Origin of the sequence: Pseudomonas sp. OTU5201, from assembly GCF_038440135.1 — a bacterium.
Classification (GTDB): domain Bacteria; phylum Pseudomonadota; class Gammaproteobacteria; order Pseudomonadales; family Pseudomonadaceae; genus Metapseudomonas; species Metapseudomonas resinovorans.
In genome coordinates, this window is record NZ_JASATC010000018.1 from 81355 (window position 1) to 103624 (window position 22270).

At 63.0% G+C, this 22270-nt stretch carries 20 protein-coding genes; 5 read left to right on the forward strand and 15 right to left on the reverse strand.

What is annotated here, in order from left to right:
* Positions 1-81: 81 nt before the first annotated feature.
* From AAHM40_RS13425 to AAHM40_RS13460, 8 genes are all read right to left on the reverse strand, one after another.
* Entirely contained in the window at positions 82-966 is an 885-nt protein-coding gene (locus AAHM40_RS13425; protein WP_342245083.1) for an ABC transporter permease subunit, read from the reverse strand.
* On the reverse strand, positions 963-1844 hold the full coding sequence (locus AAHM40_RS13430) for an ABC transporter permease subunit (protein WP_342245111.1): 882 nt from the start codon (positions 1842-1844) through the stop codon (positions 963-965). Before AAHM40_RS13430 ends, AAHM40_RS13425 begins: the two co-directional genes overlap by 4 nt.
* A gap of 23 nt (positions 1845-1867) precedes the next feature.
* Positions 1868-3010 (reverse strand): ABC transporter ATP-binding protein, encoded by a 1143-nt coding sequence (locus AAHM40_RS13435; RefSeq protein ID WP_342245084.1) that lies wholly within the window; start codon positions 3008-3010, stop codon positions 1868-1870.
* Positions 3011-3150: 140 nt separating this feature from the next.
* Positions 3151-4221: a polyamine ABC transporter substrate-binding protein gene (locus AAHM40_RS13440; protein WP_446731569.1), complete on the reverse strand. Its 1071-nt coding sequence runs from the start codon at positions 4219-4221 to the stop codon at positions 3151-3153.
* A 148-nt stretch (positions 4222-4369) separates the two neighbouring features.
* Positions 4370-5470 (reverse strand): polyamine ABC transporter substrate-binding protein, encoded by a 1101-nt coding sequence (locus AAHM40_RS13445; RefSeq protein ID WP_342245085.1) that lies wholly within the window; start codon positions 5468-5470, stop codon positions 4370-4372.
* A 157-nt stretch (positions 5471-5627) separates the two neighbouring features.
* Positions 5628-6995, reverse strand: coding sequence for an aspartate aminotransferase family protein (locus AAHM40_RS13450; RefSeq protein ID WP_280281968.1), 1368 nt, complete (start codon positions 6993-6995; stop codon positions 5628-5630).
* 62 nt (positions 6996-7057) lie between these two features.
* The gene (locus AAHM40_RS13455) at positions 7058-8416 is read right to left on the reverse strand and encodes a glutamine synthetase family protein (RefSeq protein ID WP_028629088.1); all 1359 of its coding nucleotides are present in this window, start codon (positions 8414-8416) and stop codon (positions 7058-7060) included.
* 140 nt (positions 8417-8556) lie between these two features.
* The gene (locus tag AAHM40_RS13460) at positions 8557-9309 is read right to left on the reverse strand and encodes a gamma-glutamyl-gamma-aminobutyrate hydrolase family protein (protein WP_028629089.1); all 753 of its coding nucleotides are present in this window, start codon (positions 9307-9309) and stop codon (positions 8557-8559) included.
* A gap of 278 nt (positions 9310-9587) precedes the next feature.
* Here AAHM40_RS13460 and AAHM40_RS13465 point away from each other — a divergent pair, with 278 nt between their 5' ends.
* From AAHM40_RS13465 to aguA, 5 genes are all read left to right on the forward strand, one after another.
* The gene (locus tag AAHM40_RS13465) at positions 9588-10973 is read left to right on the forward strand and encodes a glutamine synthetase family protein (RefSeq protein WP_342245086.1); all 1386 of its coding nucleotides are present in this window, start codon (positions 9588-9590) and stop codon (positions 10971-10973) included.
* Positions 10974-11126: 153 nt separating this feature from the next.
* Positions 11127-12185 (forward strand): polyamine ABC transporter substrate-binding protein, encoded by a 1059-nt coding sequence (locus tag AAHM40_RS13470; protein ID WP_342245087.1) that lies wholly within the window; start codon positions 11127-11129, stop codon positions 12183-12185.
* Positions 12186-12419: 234 nt separating this feature from the next.
* Positions 12420-13064, forward strand: coding sequence for a TetR/AcrR family transcriptional regulator (locus tag AAHM40_RS13475; protein WP_342245088.1), 645 nt, complete (start codon positions 12420-12422; stop codon positions 13062-13064).
* 196 nt (positions 13065-13260) lie between these two features.
* Positions 13261-14139, forward strand: coding sequence for an N-carbamoylputrescine amidase (gene aguB / locus AAHM40_RS13480; RefSeq protein ID WP_342245089.1), 879 nt, complete (start codon positions 13261-13263; stop codon positions 14137-14139).
* Positions 14140-14224: 85 nt separating this feature from the next.
* Entirely contained in the window at positions 14225-15331 is a 1107-nt protein-coding gene (gene aguA, locus AAHM40_RS13485) for an agmatine deiminase (RefSeq protein WP_342245090.1), read from the forward strand.
* 119 nt (positions 15332-15450) lie between these two features.
* On the opposite strand, the gene AAHM40_RS13490 is transcribed toward aguA, so the two are convergent.
* The 7 genes from AAHM40_RS13490 to AAHM40_RS13520 form a co-directional block, all read right to left on the reverse strand.
* Complete coding sequence (locus tag AAHM40_RS13490) at positions 15451-15666, reverse strand: TOBE domain-containing protein (protein ID WP_342245091.1); 216 nt, start codon at positions 15664-15666, stop codon at positions 15451-15453.
* Positions 15667-15703: 37 nt separating this feature from the next.
* The gene (gene ssuB / locus AAHM40_RS13495; RefSeq protein ID WP_342245092.1) at positions 15704-16513 is read right to left on the reverse strand and encodes an aliphatic sulfonates ABC transporter ATP-binding protein; all 810 of its coding nucleotides are present in this window, start codon (positions 16511-16513) and stop codon (positions 15704-15706) included.
* Positions 16510-17295 carry an aliphatic sulfonate ABC transporter permease SsuC gene (gene ssuC / locus AAHM40_RS13500; protein ID WP_342245093.1) on the reverse strand — a complete coding sequence of 262 codons (786 nt, stop codon included), beginning with the start codon at positions 17293-17295 and terminating at the stop codon, positions 16510-16512. Before ssuC ends, ssuB begins: the two co-directional genes overlap by 4 nt.
* Positions 17296-17305: 10 nt before the next feature.
* Positions 17306-18469 carry an FMNH2-dependent alkanesulfonate monooxygenase gene (gene ssuD / locus AAHM40_RS13505; protein ID WP_342245094.1) on the reverse strand — a complete coding sequence of 388 codons (1164 nt, stop codon included), beginning with the start codon at positions 18467-18469 and terminating at the stop codon, positions 17306-17308.
* Between the two features lie 97 nt (positions 18470-18566).
* Positions 18567-19529, reverse strand: a complete 963-nt coding sequence (locus AAHM40_RS13510) for a sulfonate ABC transporter substrate-binding protein (RefSeq protein ID WP_342245095.1) — start codon at positions 19527-19529, stop codon at positions 18567-18569.
* A 97-nt stretch (positions 19530-19626) separates the two neighbouring features.
* Positions 19627-20265: a peroxiredoxin gene (locus tag AAHM40_RS13515; RefSeq protein WP_342245096.1), complete on the reverse strand. Its 639-nt coding sequence runs from the start codon at positions 20263-20265 to the stop codon at positions 19627-19629.
* Positions 20266-20717: 452 nt separating this feature from the next.
* Positions 20718-22049 carry an OprD family porin gene (locus tag AAHM40_RS13520; RefSeq protein ID WP_342245097.1) on the reverse strand — a complete coding sequence of 444 codons (1332 nt, stop codon included), beginning with the start codon at positions 22047-22049 and terminating at the stop codon, positions 20718-20720.
* Between the last annotated feature and the right edge of the window lie 221 nt (positions 22050-22270).

Sequence of the window (22270 nt, forward strand, 5' to 3'; positions counted from 1 at the left end):
TTCGCTCACAAGAAATGGCGCCTTGATTCCTGGAAAAACAAAGGCCACCCGAAGGTGGCCTGTGTGTTTTGCAGCGCTGGATCAGGCGGTCTGGGTGGACGCCGGTTTCCAGTTGGAGGACGAAGCTTCCTCGGCCATGGTTTCCATCGCCTGCTGGATCGCGCGCTTGCGACGCTCCTCGGCCTGACGGGTGAAGAACCAGGCGAAGAAGGTGAACAGCGAAACGGTCAGCAGGATCAGGCTGGCCACCGCGTTGATCTCCGGCTTCACGCCCAGACGCACGGCGGAGAAGACCTCCATCGGCAGGGTGGTGGAACCGGGACCGGACACGAAGCTCGCCAGCACCAGGTCGTCCAGGGACAGGGCAAAGGACATCATGCCGCCCGCTGCCAGGGACGGTGCGATCATTGGGATGGTGATCAGGATGAACACCTTCCAGGGCCGCGCCCCGAGGTCCATGGCGGCTTCCTCGATGGACAGGTCCAGCTCGCGCAGGCGCGCCGACACCACGATGGCCACATAGGCCGAGCAGAAGGTGGTGTGAGCGATCCAGATGGTGACGATGCCGCGCTCCTGGGGCCAGCCGATCAGTTGCGCCATGGCCACGAAGAGCAGCAGCAGCGACAGACCGGTGATCACCTCAGGCATGACCAGCGGTGCCGTGACCATGCCACCGAACACGGTGCGGCCACGGAAACGCGGGATGCGGGTCAGCACGAAGGCAGCCAGGGTCCCCAGGGCCACGGCGGCGACTGCGGTGTAGAGGGCGATCTCCAGGGAACGACCCACCGAGTTCATCAGCTGGGTATTGTCCAGGAGGCCCACGTACCACTTCACCGACCAGCCGCCCCAGACCGTCACCAGCTTGGAAGCGTTGAAGGAATAGATGACCAGGATGACCATCGGCAGGTAGATGAACAGCAAACCTGCCCACAGCATCAGCGTGGAGAAACTGAAGCGCTTCATACCTTGCCCTCCAGCTCTTTCGCCTGGTTACGGTTGAAGAGAATGATAGGTACCAGCAGGATCGCCAGCATCACCACCGCCAGGGCGGACGCCACCGGCCAGTCGCGGTTGTTGAAGAACTCCTGCCACAGCACCTTGCCGATCATCAGGGTCTCGGGGCCGCCCAGCAGTTCCGGGATCACGAACTCGCCCACCACCGGGATGAACACGAGCATCGAGCCGGCAATGATGCCGTTCTTCGACAGCGGCACGGTGATCTTCCAGAAGTTGTTGAAGTTGCTCGAACCCAGATCCGAGGCAGCCTCCAACAGGCTCGGATCATGCTTCACCAGGTTGGCGTAGAGCGGCAGGATCATGAACGGCAGGTACGAATAGACGATGCCGATGTACACCGCCAGGTTGGTGTTGAGGATCTGCAGCGGTTCGTCGATCAGACCAATGCCCATCAGGAAGGCATTGAGCAGGCCGTTGTTGCTGAGGATGCCCATCCAGGCATAGACGCGGATCAGGATCGCAGTCCAGGTCGGCATCATGATCAGCAGCAGCAGCACGGTCTGGGCTTCCTTGCTGGCGCGGGCGATGGCGTAGGCCATCGGATAGCCGATCAGCAGGCACAACAGGGTGCTGAGGAAGGCGATCTTCAGCGAGCCCATGTAGGCTGCCAGATACAGCTCGTCCTCCTGGAGCATCAGGTAGTTGCCCAGGTTGAGGATGAGCTGGATCTGGTTGTCCGCCCAGGTGTAGATCTCCGTGTACGGAGGGATCGCCACATCAGCTTCGGCGAAGCTGATCTTCAGCACGATGGCGAAGGGCAGCAGGAAGAACAGGAACAGCCAGAAGAACGGTAGCCCGATGACGAGTTGTCGACCGGTCGGCAGCAGGTTTTTCAGTTTGGGAGTTTTCATGACCGCAGCACCACTCCGCTGTCGTCTTCCCACCAGACGAACACTTCGTCATCCCAGGTCGGACGGGCGCCGCGGCGCTCGGCGTTAGCCACGAAGGACTGGACGATGGTGCCGTTCGGCAGCTTGACGTAGAACACCGAGTGACCGCCCAGGTAGGCGATGTCGTGGACGCGGCCGCGCGACCAGTTGTACTCGCAGGTCGGCTGCTCGGTGGTCACCAGCAGCTTCTCCGGGCGCAGCGCGTAGGTGATGCGCTTGTCCTGCACCGAGGTGGTTACACCATGGCCGACGAAGATCGGGCGCTCCAGTTGCGGGCAGGCGATCAGCGCATGGGCCTCGGCGTCTTCCACCACTTCACCGTCGAAGAGGTTGACGTTGCCGATGAATTCGCACACCAGGCGGCTGATGGGGGTTTCGTAGATATCCACAGGACTGCCGATCTGCTCGATGCAGCCCAGGTGCATGATGGCGATGCGTTGGGCCATGGTCATGGCCTCTTCCTGGTCGTGGGTCACCATCACGCAGGTCACGCCAACGCGCTCGATGATTTCCACCAGCTCCAGCTGCATCTGCGAACGCAGCTTCTTGTCCAGGGCGCCCATGGGCTCGTCGAGCAGCAGCAACTTCGGACTCTTGGCCAGGGACCGTGCCAGGGCCACGCGCTGGCGCTGGCCACCGGACAGTTGGTGCGGCTTGCGCTTGGCGAACTGGGTCATCTGCACCAGCTTGAGCATCTCGTTGACGCGCGCATCGATTTCAGCGGCTGGCAGCCTGTCTTGTTTAAGTCCGAAGGCGATGTTCTGCGCAACAGTCATATGCGGGAAAAGCGCATAGGACTGGAACATCATGTTGATCGGGCGCTCGTAGGGGGGCATGTCGGTGATGTCGACGCCATCGAGGAAGATGCGTCCTTCCGACGGCCGCTCGAAGCCCGCGAGCATCCGCAGCAAGGTTGATTTACCCGAACCGGAGCCGCCGAGCAGGGCGAAGATCTCACCCTTCTTGATGTCCAGGGACACGCTGTCCACAGCCACCGTCTCGTCGAACTTCTTGGTTACCCGGTCGATTTTCACCAGCACCTCTTTGGGTTGCTGGTTGCCCTCGAGGGCTTTCTTGTAGGCACCGGAGGCTATTGCCATTACCACAACTCCCAGAATTTGCTACCCGACCACCGCGGCCGGGCGCGTCTATACAGCATGGGCGCGAGCCGGGCATCCTGCCTGCCACCGCCTGGTTGATCCGACGGGCCCGCCACACTGCGGGCACCGCCGGCCGTGCATCACTTGCCCGACTTGACCTTGGTCCAGCTGCGGGTCATCAGCCGCTGGACTTTCGGCGGCAGTTCCGCCGAAACATAGAGCTTGTCCAGCACCGCTTGTGGCGGGTAGACGGACTCGTCGGTGCGTACTTCCTGATCCATGAACTCTCCAGCCTTGAGGTTGGGGTTCGCGTAGCCAACGTAGTCGCTGACCTTGGCGATCACCTCGGGCTTGAGCAGATAGTTGATGAAGGCGTGAGCTTCCTTGGCGTTCGCGGCATCGGCCGGGACGGCCAGCATGTCGAACCAGAGGTTGCCGCCCTCTTTCGGGATCGCGTAGGCAATCTCGATACCCTTGCCGGCTTCTTCGGCGCGAGCGGCAGCCTGGAAGATGTCACCGGAGAAACCGGCAGCGACGCAGATGTCGCCGTTGGCCAGATCGCCGATGTACTTGGAAGAGTGGAAATAGGTGACGTAGGGGCGTACCGCCATCAGCTTCTCCTCGGCCTTCTTGTAGTCGTCCGGGTTGGTGCTGTTGGGGTCCAGGCCCATGTAGTTGAGTACGGCGGGAATCATCTCATCCGCCGAGTCGAGGAAGGCCACGCCGCACTGGCTGAGCTTCTTCATGTTCTCGGGTTCGAAGATCGCCGCCCAGGAATCGATGTGGTCGACGCCGAGCACAGCCTTGACCTTCTCGACGTTGTAGCCGATGCCGTTGGTGCCCCAGAGATAGGGGACAGCGTACTGGTTACCCGCGTCGTTACGCTCGAGCTGCTTGAGCAGGTTGGGGTCCAGGTTCTGCCAGTTGGGCAGTTGGCTGCGGTCGAGTTTCTGGAACGCGCCCGCCTTGATCTGTTTGCCGAGGAAGTGGTTGGACGGCACAACGACGTCGTAGCCGGTACGGCCCGCCAGCAACTTACCTTCCAAGGTCTCATTGGAATCGAATACGTCATACACCGGCTTGATGCCGGTTTCCTTCTGGAAATCCGCCAAGGTGGTCTCGCCGATGTAGTCCGACCAGTTGTAGATATGCACCGTCTGGTCCGCCTGGGCCTGTGACGCCAGGGTCAAGGTGGCGGCGGCAGTGATCATCATCTTGCGGATGGGAGATTGCACAGGTTCGTCCTCTTGTTGTGCCCGGCCGGTGCCGGAAGAAGCCCAGGTTCGTCCCGCAACCGGAGCCAGTGAACTTGCGGTCCGCGCACCGGCGGGATTCCCCCGCCGGGCACGGCAGCCGTACTTACTTGCCCGACTTGATGGTGGTCCAGCTACGGGTCATGGCGCGTTGCACCTTGGCCGGCAGGTCCGGGAAGGCGTAGAGCTTGGCCATGGTTTCCGCGCTCGGGTAAATGCCCGGGTCCTGGCGAATCGCCTCGTCGACCAGCGCGGTAGCAGCGGCGTTGCCGTTGGGGAACTGCACCTCGTTGGTGATCTCGGCCATGATTTCCGGCTTCATCAGGAAGTTCATGAACGCGTAGGCGGCTTCCGGGTTCGCAGCGTCGGCCGGGATGGCGACCATGTCGAAGAAGGTACCTGCGCCCTCTTTCGGAATGTTGTAGGCCACGGTCACACCAGCCTTGGCCTCTTCGGCGCGGGACTTGGCCTGGTACACGTCACCCGAGTAACCAACCGCCACGCAGAGGTTGCCGTTGGCCAGGTCGGAGATGTACTTGGAGGAGTGGAAGTAGGTCACATGCGGACGGATCTTCAGGAACAGCGCTTCGGCTTCCTTCAGCTCCTTGGCGTCCTGGCTGACCGGGCTGTAGCCGAGGTAGTGCAGAGCGATCGGCAGGATCTCGGTCGGCGAGTCGAGGAAGGACACGCCGCAAGACTTCAGCTTCTCGATGTTTTCCGGCTTGAACAGCAGGTCCCAGGAATTGACCGGGGCGTTGTCGCCCAGAACGGCCTTGACCTTGTCCGGGTTGTAACCGATGCCGATGGAGCCCCACATGTAGGGGAAGGCGTACTGGTTGCCCGGGTCGGAGACTTCGACGGTCTTCAGCAGGTTGGGGTCCAGGTTCTTCCAGTTCGGCAGCTTGGACTTGTCCAGCGGCTGATAGACCTTGGCCTTGATCTGCTTGGCCAGGAAGTTGTTGGACGGCACCACGATGTCGTAACCGGACTTGCCGGCCAGGAGCTTGGCTTCGAGGGTTTCGTTGGAGTCGAAGACGTCGTAGACGACCTTGATACCGGTTTCCTTGGTGAACTTCTCGACGGTATCCGCTGCAATGTAGTCCGACCAGTTGTAGACGTGCAGCACCTTGTCGTCAGCCTGGGCCATACCGGCCACGGCGCCCGCCAGGGTGATGGCGAGCAGGGTCTTGCCGAAGGTTTTGATCATGCGGGTAGCTCCATTTTTGTTGAAGTGTCCGAGTGGCGTCGTACCGAATACGCCACCACTCGGTGAGCCTGGCCAACGCACCAGCGAAGTCTGGCAAGGTAGAGGGCTTGCTTACAACAGGCGGCATCTCGAAATGCCACCACCAAGCCCTCTTTTCTTAACCTTTGACTTCAGCCGCGGTGAGGTCCAGGCACTTGCGTGCCTTGGTCACCAGTTCGTCGACTTCGTCTTTGCTGATCACCAGCGGCGGGGAAATGATCATCGTGTCCCCTACCGCGCGCATGATCAGGCCGTTACGGAAGCAGTGCTCACGGCACAGCATCCCCACACCACCAGCGAAACGCTCACGGGTCTGCTTGTTCTTGACCAGTTCCAGGGCCGCTACCATGCCAACACCGCGCGCTTCGCCAACCAACGGGTGGTCAGCCAGCTCTTGCCAGCGTTGCTGCAAATACGGTGCCGTTTCGGCCTTGACCTTCTCGACAATCTTTTCTTCGCGCAGGATGCGGATGTTCTCCAGCGCCACAGCCGCCGCCACTGGATGACCAGAGTAGGTGAAGCCGTGATAGAACTCCCCACCCTCATTCAGGGTATGGACGATCTCGTCGCGGACAATCACGCCGCCCATGGGGATGTAACCGGAGGTCAGGCCCTTGGCGATCGGCATCAGGTCCGGGGCGTTACCGTAGTACTGGCTGCCAAACCATTCGCCGGTACGGCCGAAGCCGCAAATCACTTCGTCGGCGACAAAAAGGATGTCGTACTTGGCGAGGATCTCGCGGATTTTCGGCCAGTAGGTTTCCGGAGGAACGATCACGCCGCCCGCGCCCTGGATCGGTTCGGCGATGAAGGCCGCAACCTTGTCCTCGCCAACCTCGAGAATCTTCTTCTCCAACTGCTCGGCAGCCCAGACACCGAACTCGGCGGGCGCCATGTCACCGCCCTCGCCGAACCAGTAAGGCTGGTCGATGTGCTCGATGCCGGGAATCGGCAGATCACCCTGACCGTGCAGGGCCTTCATCCCGCCCAGGCTGACACCGGCGACGGTGGAGCCGTGGTAGCCGTTCCAGCGGCCGATGATGACTTTCTTCTGCGGCTGCCCCTTGGTCGCCCAGTAATGGCGGACCATGCGCAGCACCGTGTCGTTGGCTTCCGAACCCGAGCCGGTGAAGAACACATGGTTCATGCCTTCCGGCGCGATCTCGGCAATCGCCTTGGAGAGTTCCACCGCCGGCGGGTGCGCGGTCTGGAAGAACAGGTTATAGAAAGGCAGTTCTCGCATCTGCCGGGTCGCCGCCTGAACCAGCTCCTCGCGGCCGTAGCCGACGTTCACACACCAGAGGCCGGCCATGCCATCGAGGATCTTGTTGCCTTCGCTGTCCCAGATGTACACGCCTTCGGCCTTGGTGATGATCCTCGCACCCTTGGCGTTCAGCGCCTTGTAGTCGGTGAACGGCGGCAGGTGGTGGTCACGACCGAGCGCTTGCCATTCAAGGGTCTTGGGGTTGGTCACTTGGCTATTCATTTCTCTACCTCAGTAAACACGTATCAGGAGGGCCGGCCGAGGCGGCCGGCCTCCGTTCCGGATCAGACGGAGAGCAGCAGGAACTCGCGTTCCCAGGAGCTGATCACCCGTTTGAAGTTCTCATGCTCGGCACGCTTGACCGCCACATAGGCCGTCACGAACTTGCCGCCCAGGTATTTCTCGATATCCCGGCAGGACTCCATGCGCTCCAGCGCTGCCTCGAGGGTCAGCGGCAGGCGCAGGTTGCGGCGTTCATAGCCGCGGCCCTTGACCGGTGCGCTGGGGTTCACACCCTCTACCATGCCGATGTAACCGCACAGCAGGCTGGCGGCGATGGCCAGGTAGGGGTTGGCGTCGGCCCCGGCCAGGCGGTTCTCCACGCGGCGGTTCTGCGGACCGGCATCCGGTACACGCAGGCCCACCGTGCGGTTCTCCTCGCCCCATTCCACGTTCACCGGCGCGGAGGTGTCCGGCAGGAAACGGCGGAAGGAGTTCACGTTCGGCGCGAACAGCGGCAGCACTTCGGGGATGTACTTTTGCAGGCCGCCGATGTGGTTCAGGAACAGCTCGCTCATGGAACCGTCATCGTTGGAGAAGATGTTCTTCCCGGTCTTGATGTCGATCACGCTCTGGTGCAAGTGCATGGCGCTGCCCGGCTCATCGGTGATCGGCTTGGCCATGAAGGTCGCCGCCACGTTGTGCTTGAGCGCGGCCTCGCGCATGGTGCGCTTGAACACCAGGATCTGGTCAGCCAGGTCCAGGGCGTCGCCGTGGCGGAAGTTGATCTCCATCTGCGCCGGACCTTCCTCGTGGATCAAGGTGTCGAGGTCAAGGTCCTGCGTCTCGCACCAGTCATACATATCCTCGAACAGCGGGTCGAACTCGTTCGCCGCATCGATGGAGAAAGACTGGCGACCGGTTTCCGGGCGGCCCGAGCGACCCAGCGGGGCCTGCAGCGGGAAGTCCGGGTCGTCGCAACGCTTGGTCAGGTAGAACTCCATCTCCGGCGCGACGATGGGCTTCCAGCCCTTGTCGGCATAGAGCTTGAGCACGCGCTTGAGCAGGTTGCGCGGGGACAGCTCGATGGGGTTGCCCTGCTTGTCGAAGGTGTCGTGGATCACCATCGCGGTGGGCTCGATGGCCCAGGGCACCAGGTATACGGCGTTTTCGTCCGGGCGGCAGAACATGTCGATGTCCGCCGGGTCGAGCAGCTCGTAATAGATGTCGTCCTCAACATAGTCGCCGGTCACGGTCTGCAGCAGTACGCTCTCAGGGAGACGCATGCCCTTCTCGTCCAGGAACTTGTTGGTCGGCGAGATCTTACCGCGAGCAATGCCAGTAAGATCGCTGATCATGCATTCAACTTCGGTGATTTTGCGTTCTTTCAGCCAGCTAGTCAGCTGGTCGAGCTTGGTAGTCATAAAGACCTCAGGGTTGAGAGCTTCGCTAGGAGGCATCTACAGGTTCGTGCCGTTCACGCCCATCGAGGTACCGGCCGCGATCAGTACAGTCCGAACTGTGCGACACGGCAAATCGCCGGTTTCCTGAAGAGTTCTCCCGCTCAGCGTTGCCCCGCCTTCTCCCTGCAAGCCTCACCAAAGGCCTGGAAGATGGCGAGATAGTTCGGGTTGGTCCGCACTTGCCACTCGGGATGCCACTGCACCCCAAGGGCAAAGCTCTTGGCGCCTTCGACCGAAAAGGCCTCGACCAACCCATCGGGCGCCAGAGCCTCTACATGCAGGCCCGGCGCCAGACGTTCAACGCCCTGGCCATGAATGGAGTTGACTTGAATCTCGGACGGCAAGCCGATGCCGTCGAGAACGCCACCCGGCTGCACCCGCAGCAGGTGACGGGGAGCGTATTGCACCTCGAGCGGCTCGTCGGCCGGCTCGCGGTGGTCCATGAATCCTTCTACTTCATGCACGCGCTGGTGCAGGGTGCCGCCAAAGGCCACGTTCATTTCCTGGAAACCACGGCAGATACCCAGAACGGGAATACCGGCGGCGATGGCCGCACGGACCAGAGGCAGAGTAGTGCGATCCCGGGCGGGATCATGACGGGTGCCGGGCTCGGAAGCGGGGCCGCTATAATGATGGGGCTCTACATTAGAAGGAGAGCCGGTAAAGAGAAGACCGTCCAGGCTGGCCAGCAGGCTCGCCTGATCCATCAGTTCAGCCAGGGCCGGGATCACCAGCGGAACACCACCAGCTCCGACCGCCACCGCACGAACATACTTGTCACCCGCTATATGATAAGTCTGAGGACCGATCTCTCTGGTGCAAGCGGAGACGCCGATCAACGGCAGGCGAGACATGAGACACCCGTTTTATTTGTCTGTTATGGGTTGCGACCGAGCTTAGCGTTGTTCATTTTTTTACACAATAGGGCTGTAAAAAATTGAACACGCCCCGCTGAGCACCGCAGCCGACAGGGCTCTGAGAGAGGTTCGGATGCCCCGGAACGCCCCAAAACTGGCCATCGAGCCCGTTTTTGGGGCAAAATAGGGCTCGCTTGACATCGAAGGGTGATTCGGATTGACTCACACCTTAGATAGAGCGTGATTGATATTTTTAACAATAAAGGTGTTGCATCATGTCGGTACCCCCGCGTGCCGTTCAGCTTCAAGAAGCGAACGAGTTCCTTAAGGAGCATCCTGAGGTCCAGTTCGTCGACCTGTTGATTGCAGATATGAATGGAGTGGTACGAGGCAAGCGAATCGAACGCGCCAGCCTGACCAAAGTCTACGAGAAAGGCATCAACCTCCCCGCTTCCATCTTCGCTCTCGATATCAACGGATCCACCGTCGAAAGCACCGGCCTTGGCCTGGACATCGGCGACGCAGACCGCATCTGCTATCCCATCCCCGACACCCTCAGTGACGAGCCTTGGCAGAAGCGCCCGACCGCGCAGCTGCTTATGACCATGCATGAGGTCGAAGGCGAAGGCGAACCCTTCTTTGCCGACCCGCGCGAGGTTCTGCGTCGTGTGGTGCAAAAGTTCGACGAGCTCGGTCTGACCATCTGCGCCGCGTTCGAGCTGGAGTTCTACCTGATCGACCAGGAGAACATCAACGGCCGCCCGCAGCCGCCGCGTTCGCCCATCTCCGGTAAGCGTCCGCAGTCCACCCAGGTGTACCTGATCGACGACCTCGACGAGTACGCGGACTGCCTGCAGGACATCCTCGAAGGCGCCAAGGTCCAGGGCATCCCGGCCGACGCCATCGTCAAGGAAAGCGCCCCGGCCCAGTTCGAAGTCAACCTGCACCATGTCGAAGACGCCCTGAAGGCCTGCGACTACGCCGTGTTGCTCAAGCGCCTGATCAAGAACATCGCCTACGACCATGAAATGGATACCACCTTCATGGCCAAGCCCTACCCGGGCCAGGCGGGCAACGGCCTGCACGTGCATATCTCGCTGATCGACAAGAAGACAGGCAAGAACATCTTCGCTGCCGATGATCCCGAGCAGAACGCCGCTTTGCGCCATGCGGTCGGCGGTGTGCTCGAGACCATGCCTGCATCCATGGGCTTCCTCTGCCCGAACGTGAACTCCTACCGCCGTTTCGGCGCGCAGTTCTACGTGCCGAACGCGCCGAGTTGGGGTCTGGACAACCGTACCGTAGCTGTTCGCGTGCCTACCGGTAGCGCAGATGCCGTGCGCATCGAACACCGCGTAGCCGGCGCCGACGCCAACCCCTACCTGATGATGTCGGCCATCCTCGCGGGCATTCACCACGGCCTGACCAACAAGGTCGAGCCGGGGGCGCCCATCGAAGGCAACTCTTACGAGCAGCTGGAGCAAAGCCTGCCGAACAACCTGCGCGATGCCCTGCGCGAGCTGGACGACAACGAAGTTCTGAACAAGTACATCAGCCCGGATTACATCGACATCTTCGTCGCCTGTAAGGAAAGCGAGCTGGAGGAGTTCGAGCACTCCATCTCCGACCTCGAGTACAACTGGTACCTGCATACCGTGTAAGCGAGTCCACAACGCCGGCCCCAGGGCCGGCGTTGTCGTATCTGGACCCTTTGCAACATCCGGCGCAACGGACGCTTCCGGCCGCCTGCGTCTTGCCGCACCCGTAAGAAACCACAACAAACAGAACCTGCATGCTTTATCAGGGAGGACGTCATGCCCCGCTTGCTCGCCCCGCTGTTGCTCGCATTGCTCCCCGCACTGGCCCAGGCCGAAGACCTGATCCGTGTCTACAACTGGAACGACTACATTGCCCCGGAGGTGCTGGAAGAGTTCCAGAAAGAAACCGGCATCAAGGTCGAGTACCACACCTTCAGCAGCGCCGATGAGCTGGACAAGGCCCTGGCCAGCGGCGAACCGATCGACGTGGCAGTCCCCTCGCACAACGACCTGCCACGACTGATCAAGGAAGGCCGCCTGCAATCCCTGGACGTCTCCCGACTGCCCAACCGCCAGCACCTGGACAAGCAACTGCTGAGCAAGCTGGCCGCCATGGACCCGAACAACCAGCATGCCGTGCCCTACCTCTGGGGTGCCGTTGGCCTGGCAGTGAACACGCCCCTGGCGGAGAAGGCCTTCGGCGGCCCGCTGCCCCAGAGCTGGAGCCTGCTGTTCGATGCCGAACAAAGTGCGCGCCTTGGCCAGTGCGGCATCAGCCTGCTGGACGCCCCCGACGAAACCCTCGCCGTGCTGTTCAACTACCAGGGTCGCAACTTCGCCCGCAGCGCGCCGAGCCGGCTCAAGCGCAGCGCAGAAACCCTCACCGCCCTGCGCCCGCACCTGCGCTATATCGACGGTGAGCGCTACATTGCTGATCTCAATGCCGGCAACCTCTGCATCGCCATGGCCTGGGTCGGCGACGCCCTTAACGCCGCCGCGGCCGGCCAGCCGGTGACCTTCATGGTGCCGGACGAAGGCTCGGTGCTGTTCATCGACAACCTGGCGATCCCCACCAGCGCCAATCGCGCTGACCTCGCGCACCGGTTCATCGACTTCATGTTGCGTCCGCAGGTGGCGGCAAAGGTCACCAGTGCCACCCTCTACCCAAGCGCTAACGCTGACGCTCGCCAGTACCTGGACGAAACCCTGCGCAACCAGCCCGGCCTCTATCCGGACAAAGAGACCAAGCGTCGCCTGTTCCCGGTCGAGCCAGTGCCGGAGAAGCTCAGCGCCACCCGCGATGAGGTGTGGGCGGCATTCCGCGAGGGGAAGTAGGCCAGGTCGAATCAACCTGTAGGGGCGAATTCATTCGCCAAGCAGGCCGAAGGTCTGCCCTGCGTGCCTCCGGCGACAGCCATTCCACCCGCCCCACAGCCCTCCCCTCGCCGGTCGCCCCTGAAGGGAGAGGGGGCTGTCCGTGCAGGCCGCAGGCATGCCCTGCACTCCCGCTCACTTGCTCCGACCCCACCGCCTGGCGTCCAATAGCGCCTCTACGGAAAGGAGCCTCCCATGCCGCGTCCCGCCACCGCCCGCAAACCGCGCGCCAGCAGTCAGCTGCGCATCGCCGGGATTCTCGACGCAGCCCGTGCCCTGCTGGCCGAACAGGGCGTGGCGAACCTGTCGATCTACAGCGTTGCCGAGCGCGCAGAGATGCCGCCCTCCTCCGTCTACCACTTCTTCGCCAGTGTGCCGGCGATCCTCGAAGCGCTGACTGCCGACATCCACGCCGCCTTTCGCGCCTGCCTGCAGCAACCCATCGAGCACGACGGCCTGCGCCACTGGCACGACCTCTCGCGGCTGGTGGAAGAGCGCATGCTGTCGATCTATGCCGCCGACGCCGCTGCGCGTCAGCTGATCCTCGCCCAGCACGGCCTCACCGAAGTCACTCAGGCCGACCGCCAGCACGACATCGAACTGGGCCGACTGATGCACGCCCTCTTCGCGCGTCACTTCGAGTTGCCGGTGCTACCAGAAGAAGTCGACGTCTTCGCCCTGGCCATGGAACTGGGCGACCGCGTCTACGCCCGCTCGGTGCAGCTACACGGCGCAATCACCCCGCGCCTGGCTGAAGAAGGCATGCGCGTATTCGACGCCTACCTCGGTCTCTACCTGCCGCCCTACCTGCCCAAGCGCGCCCTTCCGCGGGACGACTGAACCCGCTAAAAACCGATATTTATCTGCAAATAAATCGGAATTCAGGCTCTGATAGATAAATCTCGCTTTGAAAGCGGATTTTTATCGGATATAAAGTCGACATCCGCACGGCGGCACACTCCGCCAGCACGGAAAAACTACCGATTGCCGATAGATATCCGGCAGCCGGACCTGATTCGTACTGACGAGGTGTTCCATGTCCCGCATCGTTACTGTCGCCGCCACCCAGATGGCCTGCTCCTGGAATCGCGCCGCGAATATCGCCAACGCCGAAAAACTGGTTCGCCAGGCCGCCGCCAAGGGCGCCCAGATCATCCTGATCCAAGAGCTCTTCGAGACCCCGTACTTCTGCCAGAAGCCCAACCCGGACTACCTGCAACTGGCGACGCCCACCGAGACCAACGAAGCCATCGCACACTTCCAGAACGTCGCCCGTGAACTGCAGGTCGTGCTGCCCATCAGCTACTTCGAGCAGGCCGGCCGTGCGCGCTTCAACAGCATCGCCATCATCGATGCCGACGGCTCCAACCTTGGCGTCTACCGCAAGAGCCACATCCCGGACGGCCCCGGCTACCACGAGAAGTACTACTTCAACCCGGGCGACACCGGTTTCAAGGTCTGGAACACCCGCTACGCCAAGATCGGCGTAGGCATCTGCTGGGACCAATGGTTCCCGGAAGCGGCCCGCAGCATGGCCCTGCTGGGTGCCGAGATCCTCTTCTACCCGACTGCCATCGGCAGTGAGCCGCATGATGCGAACATCACCTCGCGTGATCACTGGCAGCGTGTGCAGCAGGGCCATGCCGGCGCCAACCTGATGCCGCTGGTGGCGTCCAACCGCATCGGCAAGGAAGAGCAGGACGGCTACGACATCACCTTCTACGGCTCCTCCTTCATCGCCGACCAGTTCGGCGCCAAGGTCGAGGAACTCAACGAGACCGAAGAAGGCGTCCTGGTGCACAGCTTCGACCTCGACAAACTGGAGCTCGTGCGCAGCGCCTGGGGTGTGTTCCGCGACCGTCGCCCGAACCTATACTCCCCGATCAAGACCCTGGACGGCTCCCTCGAGTCGTAATGCCCGAATCCAGGGGCCAGCCCGATGGCGATGCACTGTTCGCCAGCGGGTTGGCCCCTGCTCCATTTCAGACGGTGAATTGTTGATGAACACACTGAACAGCCTCCCCCGCGACGACGGCTTTCGCATGCCTGCCGAATGGGAACCCCACACCCGCACCTGGATGGTCTGGCCGGAACGCCCCGACAACTGGCGCCTGGGCGGCAAGCCCGCGCAAGCGGCCTTTACCGCCGTGGCCAAGGCGATTGCCCGCTTCGAACCGGTGACCGTCTGCGTCTCCGCCACCCAGTACGAGAACGCCCGCGCACGCCTCGACGAGCCGAACATCCGCGTAGTGGAAATCAGCACCGACGATGCCTGGGTCCGCGATACCGGCCCGACCTTCGTGGTCAACGACAACGGCGACGTACGCGGTGTGGACTGGACCTTCAACGCCTGGGGCGGCTTCGACGGCGGCCTCTACTTCCCCTGGAACCGCGATGACCAGGTGGCCCGCAAGGTCCTCGAAATCGAAGGCTGCAAGCGTTACCGCACCGACGGCTTCGTGCTGGAAGGCGGCTCCATCCACGTGGATGGCGAAGGCACCCTGATCACCACCGAAGAGTGCCTGCTGAACAAGAACCGCAACCCGCACCTGACCCGCGACCTGATCGAAGCCGTGCTGCGCGAGCAGCTGTCGATCGAGACTGTGATCTGGCTGCCGGACGGCCTGTACAACGACGAGACCGACGGCCATGTGGATAACTTCTGCTGCTACGTGCGCCCGGGCGAAGTCCTGCTGGCCTGGACCGATGACCCGCACGACCCGAACTTCCCGCGCTGCCAGGCGGCCATGAAAGTTCTGGAGCACGCCCGCGACGCCAAGGGTCGCCAACTGGTGGTGCACAAGATGCCGATCCCCGGCCCGATCTACGCCACCGAAGAAGAATGCGCCGGCGTGGACCTGGTGGAAGGCACCCAGGAACGCGATCCGTCGATTCGACTGGCCGGCTCCTACGTGAACTTCCTGATCGTCAACGGCGGCATCGTTGCGCCGAAGTTCGACGACGCCAAGGACGCCACGGCCGAAGCCATCTTGAAGCGCATCTTCCCGCAGCACGAAGTGGTGATGGTGCCGGGCCGCGAGATCCTCCTCGGCGGCGGCAACATCCACTGCATCACCCAACAGCAACCGGCGCCGCAAAAGCGCTGAGCGAAGGCTGGATAAAACGAACCCCCGCAGATGCGGGGGTTCGTTTTTTATGGGGTTTAGAGGCGAAATCCTGTAGGGGCGAATTCATTCGCCCCTACAAAAGCCTCTCTCCCGCAGGGTCACAACTTCGCGATGGACACCTCCGTCGACTTCACGAAGGCGATCACTTCCGAACCCACCCCCAGCTCCAGCTCGCGCACGGAGCGGGTGGTGATGACGGAGGTCACGATGCCGGCGGCGGTCTGCACGTCGATCTCGGAGAGCACCGGGCCCTCGATGATCTCCTTGATGGTGCCCTTGAACTGGTTGCGGACGTTGATGGCTTTGATGGTCATGGCGGTTATTCCTTTGCTCGGGGTATTGGGGTTTGGGTCAAAGCGCCCAACGCAGTTGCGTGGGCAGGGGGGAAACGGGTTCGGGTTCCGGCGGGGCCGGCGGCAGCGCCAGCACCCGGTCCAGCACTTCGGCTTCCAGCGCGGCCAGGCGCGCCGAGCCACGGGCTCGGGGGCGGTGCAGCTCGGCGGCGAGATCCAGGCCGATGGCGCCTTCCTCAATCAGGATCACCCGGTCGGCAACGGCCACCGCCTCACTCACGTCGTGAGTCACCAGCAGCACGGTGAAACCGTGCTGCTGCCAAAGGCGCTCGATCAGCTGCTGCATCTCGATACGGGTCAGGGCATCCAGCGCGCCCAGCGGTTCGTCCAGCAGCAGCAGGCGCGGTTGGTGGATCAGGGCGCGCGCCAGGGCCACACGCTGCTTCTGGCCGCCAGACAGTGCCGCCGGCCACTCATTCGCACGGTCGGCCAGACCCACTGCGTCCAAGGCTTCCAGGGCGCGCGAACGCCAATCGCCGGAAAGTCCCAGGCCGACGTTGTCGATCACCCGTTTCCAGGGCAGCAGACGCGCATCCTGGAACATCAGGCGAGTGTCCTCGCGGGCGTCTTCCAGCGGCGCCGAGCCGGCCAGCAGCTCGCCACGGGAGGGCTTGTCCAGCCCCGCGAGGAGGCGCAGCAGGGTGCTCTTGCCGCAGCCACTGCGGCCGACCACGGCAACGAACTGGCCGGCAGGAATCAGCAGGTCGATGCCCTTGAGCACTTCGCGCTCACCGAAGGATTTGCCAATGTCGCGCAGGGCCAGCGGGATGCCGCGCTTGAGACGCTGAGGAACCTGGGCAGCGGTCATGCGGCACCTCCCTTGGCCTGATAAGCCGGGTGCCAGCGCAGCCACACGCGCTCCAGGCCACGAGCGGCGACGTCAGCCAGCTTGCCGAGCACCGCGTAGAGCAGGATCGCCAACACCACTACATCGGTCTGCAGGAACTCGCGGGCGTTCATCGCCAGGTAGCCGATGCCGGAGCTGGCGGAAATCGTCTCGGCGACGATCAACGTCAGCCACATGAAGCCGAGGGCGAAGCGCACGCCCACCAGGATCGACGGCAGTGCGCCGGGGAGGATCACCTGGCGGAACAGTGCGAAGCCGGACAGGCCGTAGCTGCGCGCCATTTCCACCAGCGCCGGGTCGACGTTGCGGATGCCGTGGTAGGTGTTGAGGTAAATGGGGAACAGGGTGCCGAGAGCGACCAGGAAAATCTTCGCCGACTCATCGATGCCGAACCACAGGATCACCAGCGGAATCAGCGCCAGGTGCGGCACGTTGCGAATCATCTGCACCGAGCTGTCGAGCAGGCGTTCGCCCCACTTCGACAGGCCGGTGGTGAAGCCCAGCAGCAGGCCGAGGCCGCCGCCGATCGCAAAGCCGATGCCGGCACGCCAGCCGCTGATGGCCAGGTGGGTCCAGATCTCGCCGCTGGCGAGCAGGCCCCAGCCCGCCTCCAGTACCGCGCTCGGCGCGGGCAGGATGCGGGTGGACAACAGGCCGGACTCCACCGCGATTTGCCAGATCGCCAGCAGTGCCACGGGCAGTGCCCAGGGCGCCAGGCGCAGGAGTATCGAATCGAGCTTCATCCCCGCGTCCTCAGCTTTGCGATGCGACTGTGTGCAACGTGCGTTCGGGCAGTGCCTCGTTGGCCACCATCTCGCCGAAGGGGCTGACGAAGGCCAGGCCGTCGTTGTTCTGCGGCCGTGCCACGTCCAGGTGCGGGAACAGCAGTTCGGCGACGCGGTAGGACTCTTCCAGGTGCGGGTAGCCGGAGAAAATGAAGGTGTCGATGCCGAGGTCGGCGTACTCCTTCACCCGCGCCGCCACGGTCGGGCCGTCGCCCACCAGCGCCGTACCGGCGCCGCCGCGTACCAGACCGACGCCGGCCCAGAGGTTGGGGCTGACTTCGAGCTGGTCGCGCCTGCCGTTGTGCAGAGCGGCCATGCGCTGCTGGCCGACCGAGTCGAAACGGGCGAAGGCAGCCTGGGCCTTGGCGATGGTCGCGTCGTCGAGGTTCTCGATCAGGCGGTCGGCAGCGGCCCAGGCGGCTTCATTGGTCTCGCGGACGATCACGTGCAGGCGGATGCCGAAGCGCACCGTGCGCCCCAGTTTCGCCGCCTTGGCGCGCACCTGTTCGATCTTCTCCTTCACCGCTGCCGGCGGCTCGCCCCAAGTCAGATACAGCTCGACCTGCTCGGCCGCCAGGTCCTGGGCCGCTTCGGAAGAGCCCCCGAAGTACAGCGGCGGACGCGGCTGCTGCAGCGGCGGGTAGAACAATTTGGCGCCCTTCACCTGGAGGTGCTTGCCGTCGTAATCGACGGTTTCGCCCTCCAGCACGCGGCGCCAGATGCGGGTGAATTCCACCGAAGCTTCGTAGCGCTCCGCGTGGTTCAGGTGCAGGCCATCGGCGGCCAGTTCATCCGGGTCGCCACCGGTGACCAGGTTGAACAGGGCGCGGCCACCGGACAGGCGATCCAGGGTCGCCGCTTGGCGCGCGGCCACGGTCGGCGAAATGATTCCGGGGCGCAGGGCCACGAGGAACTTCAGGCGTTGGGTCACCGGGATCAGCGAAGCCGCCACCAGCCAGGAGTCCTCGCAGGAACGTCCGGTGGGAATCAGCACGCCGCCGAAGCCGAGGCGATCGGCCGCCTGGGCGATCTGTTGCAGGTAACCGTGGTCGACGGCGCGGGCGCCCTCGGAGGTGCCGAGGTAATGGCCGTCGCCGTGGGTCGGCAGGAACCAGAAGATGTTCAAGCTCATGGAGTGGTCTCCTTCAATTTCACCCCTCTCCCTTTGGGAGAGGGGCCGGGGGAGAGGGAAGCGCCAGGCGGCACCGACCTCAACCAGTGCGTCGGACTTACTGCTGCGCGACCTTGGCCGGCGGATTCCAGATCACGTCGGCGATGCTGAGTTTTTTCGGGATCAGCTTCAGCGCGGTGAAGGTGTCGGCGATCTTCTGCTGCGCAGCGACCACCTCCGGGCTCAGCGGCTGGGCACCGTAGCCCTGGCGCTTCACCGCGATGGCGGTGATGTCCTTGGGCAGGCCCAGAAGCGGCGCAACCTGTTCGGTGACCTTGTCCGGATCGGCCTTGGAGTCCTCGCCCACGGCGCGCACTTCCTCGATCAGGGTGTTGATCACCTGCGGGTGCTTCTGGGCATAGGTGCGGGTGGCCAGGTAGAACTGGTGGTTATCCACAAGCCCTTCGCCATTGCGCAGGGTGCGGGCTTCCAGCTGCTGCTCGGCAGCCGCCTGGAAGGGGTCCCAGATCACCCAGGCATCCACGCTGCCGCGCTCGAAGGCGGCGCGGGCGTCGGCCGGGGGCAGGTAGACGGGCTGGATATCGCTGTACTTCAGACCGGCATCTTCCAGCGCACGCACCAACAGGTAGTGCACATTGGAACCCTTGTTCAGGGCGACCTTCTTGCCGGCCAGTTCCTTCACCGACTGGATGGACGACCCCTTGGGCACCAGGATCGCTTCGCTCAGCGGCGCTGGCGGCTCATAGGCCACGTAGAGCAGGTCGGCGCCAGCGGCCTGGGCGAATACCGGCGGGGTTTCGCCGGTCACGCCGAAGTCGATGGAGCCCACGTTGAGACCCTCCAGCAGCTGTGGGCCGCCGGGGAACTCGGTCCATTTCACCTCGATGCCCTGGTCGGCCAGGCGCTTCTCCAGCGTGCCCTTAGCCTTGAGCAGCACCAGGGTGCCGTACTTCTGGTAGCCGATTCGCAGGGTCTCGGCCTGTGCCTGGGTGATGGCGCCGAAAGCCAGGGCAGCCGCGAACAGGGCAGCCAGGCTCCGACGCAAAGTGATGGTGCGCATGGCGCTCTCCTCTAACTTTGCTTGTGATGTCGTTGCCTGCTGGCCCGTTGGCGGGTGAGTAAGGCGGGGGTTACGTGCGCGCGGGGCGCCGGATGAATCAGCGGTTGGGTTGCGGGGTCAGGCGCAGGTAGGGCCGGACTGCCTTGTAGCCGCGCGGGAAGCGCTGGCGGATTTCGTCCTCATCCTTGAGCGAGGGCACGATCACTACGTCGTCGCCGTCCTGCCAGTTGGCCGGAGTGGCGACCTTGTGGTTGTCGGTCAGTTGCAGGGAGTCGATCACCCGCAGGATCTCGTTGAAGTTGCGCCCGGTGCTGGCCGGGTAGGTGATGATCAGACGCACCTTCTTGTTCGGGTCGATGATGAACAGTGAACGCACAGTGAGGGTGTCGTTGGCGTTCGGGTGGATCAGGTCGTAGAGGTCGGACACCTTGCGGTCGGCGTCGGCGATGATCGGGAAATTCACCAGGATGCCCTGGGTGTCGTTGATGTCATCGATCCAGCGGTGATGGGAATCCACCGGGTCGACCGACAAGGCAATCGCCTTCACGCCACGGGCCGTGAATTCATCCTTGAGCTTGGCGGTGAATCCCAGTTCGGTGGTGCACACCGGCGTGAAGTCAGCGGGGTGCGAAAACAGCACGCCCCAACTACCGTCCAGCCATTCATGGAAGCGGATGCGGCCTTCGCTGGAGTCCTGTTCGAAGTCGGGGGCGATGTCGCCGAGGCGGATACTCATGGTGCGGCTCCTGTGTCTGGGTGTCGTTCCGTGGGGCCCACTATGGGCAGTCGCGTTGAAAATTAAAAAGAATAAATAAAAATTTATTTATTACTTTATGAGCTATCAAATTGCAGTCGTGAAAATGCCGGGAAGGCCTTTGCGACGAGGCTCCCCGGCAGTTTCCGCGTTCACCCTGTAGGGGCGAATTCATTCGCTATGTCTGCGTTAGCTGTTGCGAACGATTTCCCATCCGGCCAAGAGCCTTGTTGGAGCTGGCTTGCCAGCTCCTACGGGCAATGCAGCTGCCTACAACACGTCATGCAGACATAGCCAATTCATTCGCCAAGCAGGCCACAGGCCTGCCGTAGGTTGGTCCGAGCGAAGCGAGGCCCAACAAACCCAGGCACCGAGCAGGCCCAAGCTTCCCTCACCCCCAGCCCCTCTCCCGGGGGGAGAGGGGAGCAAAAGCCTTACAGCAACGTCAGGGTGTAGCTCAGGATCAGGCGGTTCTCGTCCTGGTCGCGCGCCGCATCGCTGCGCAGCGCGGCGTTGCGCCAGGACACGCCCAGGCCTTTCAGCGGACCGCCCTGCAGCACGTAGTCGAGGCGGAAATCGCGTTCCCACTCGCCCTGGTCATCGCCCTGGGTCTCGATGTTCGTCCCCTTGAGGTAGGTCGCGGTGGCCTTCAGCCCCGGCACGCCGACCTTGGCGAAGTCGTAGCCGTACTCGGCCACCCAGGTGCGCTCGCCGGCGCTGAGGAACTTGCCGATCTGGCGGTCGGTGATCAGGTAGGCGGTGGCGCCGTCGCCCTGGTTGAGGAAGGGGAAGGCGCTGTCGCCGGAGAGCTGCTGGTAGCCCAGGCTCGCCGCGTGGCCGGCCAGGCTGTAGGTGAACAGGGCGCTCCAGGTGCGGTTGTCGACCTCGAAGCGATCCGGGTCGTTGGCCGCCCAGTTGCCGGCACTGCGGAAGCCCTCGGCACGCCCGGCGACGCTGCCGTTCTGGCCGTCGGAGGTGTTGTAGAAGTAGCGCAGGTCGGACTTCAGCGCGCCCACCGGCAGCGCCCAGGTGTGGGTCAGGCCGAGGAAGTGCTGCTGGTAGAAGTCTTCCAGGTTGCCGTAGTAGTACTGCGCGAGCAGGTTGTCGCTGACCTTGTAGTCGCCACCGGCGAAGTAGAACGTGTTGACGAACTGACCAGTGCGGGCGTTGTTCGCGCCGGCGATGGACAGGCCGCGGGCATCGCTGGAGTTGCGCCCCTTGGCGTGTTCCAGCTGGCCGCCGACCAGGGTCAGCTTATCGATCTCGTTGGAGGTGATCTGCCCGCCCTCGAAGGTCTGCGGCAGCAGGCGACCGTCGTTGTAGGTCACCACCGGCAGCTTCGGCAGCAGGGTACCGAGGCGCGCTTCGGTCTTGGAGAAGCGCAGCTTGCCGGTCACGCCGAGGCTGCCGAAGTCGTCCTTGGCGCGGCCATCGTTGTCGGTCGGGAACACGGTGCCGCCGTAGCTGGCGCTGGTCGGGTTGTAATGGCGGCCCTTGCCGGAATCCAGCTTCACGCCGAGCAGGCCGAGGGCATCGACGCCCACGCCGACGGTGCCTTCGGTGTAGCCGGAGGCGTAGTTGAAGAGGAAGCCCTGGCCCCACTCTTCCTGCTTGGACGGCGCGGCCGTGCCTTCGCGGTTGTCCGAGTTGATGTAGAAGTTGCGCAGGGTCAGGCTGGCCTTGCTGTCTTCGATGAAACCGCCAGCGGCGGCTTGCTGGGCCAGCACGCCGAGGGCGACGGCCAAGGCGAGGGACGACGTGTTCATGCTCGATGCTCCATTGCGATCTTGTAGGGGGGGATGCCCGGAGCAGGAGCAGACGCGATGCGCCGCTGCGTGACCTTCGAAGCCACTGTTGTTCTCACAGGCTCCGGTGCATATGCGATGCGGCGGTCCGCTTTCGGCAGGCCGTCACTCTAAAAGGCGATGGTTAATTTCTAAAAAGAATTATTTTTAAGATGCAAATAACTTTAAGCAATAAGCAATTT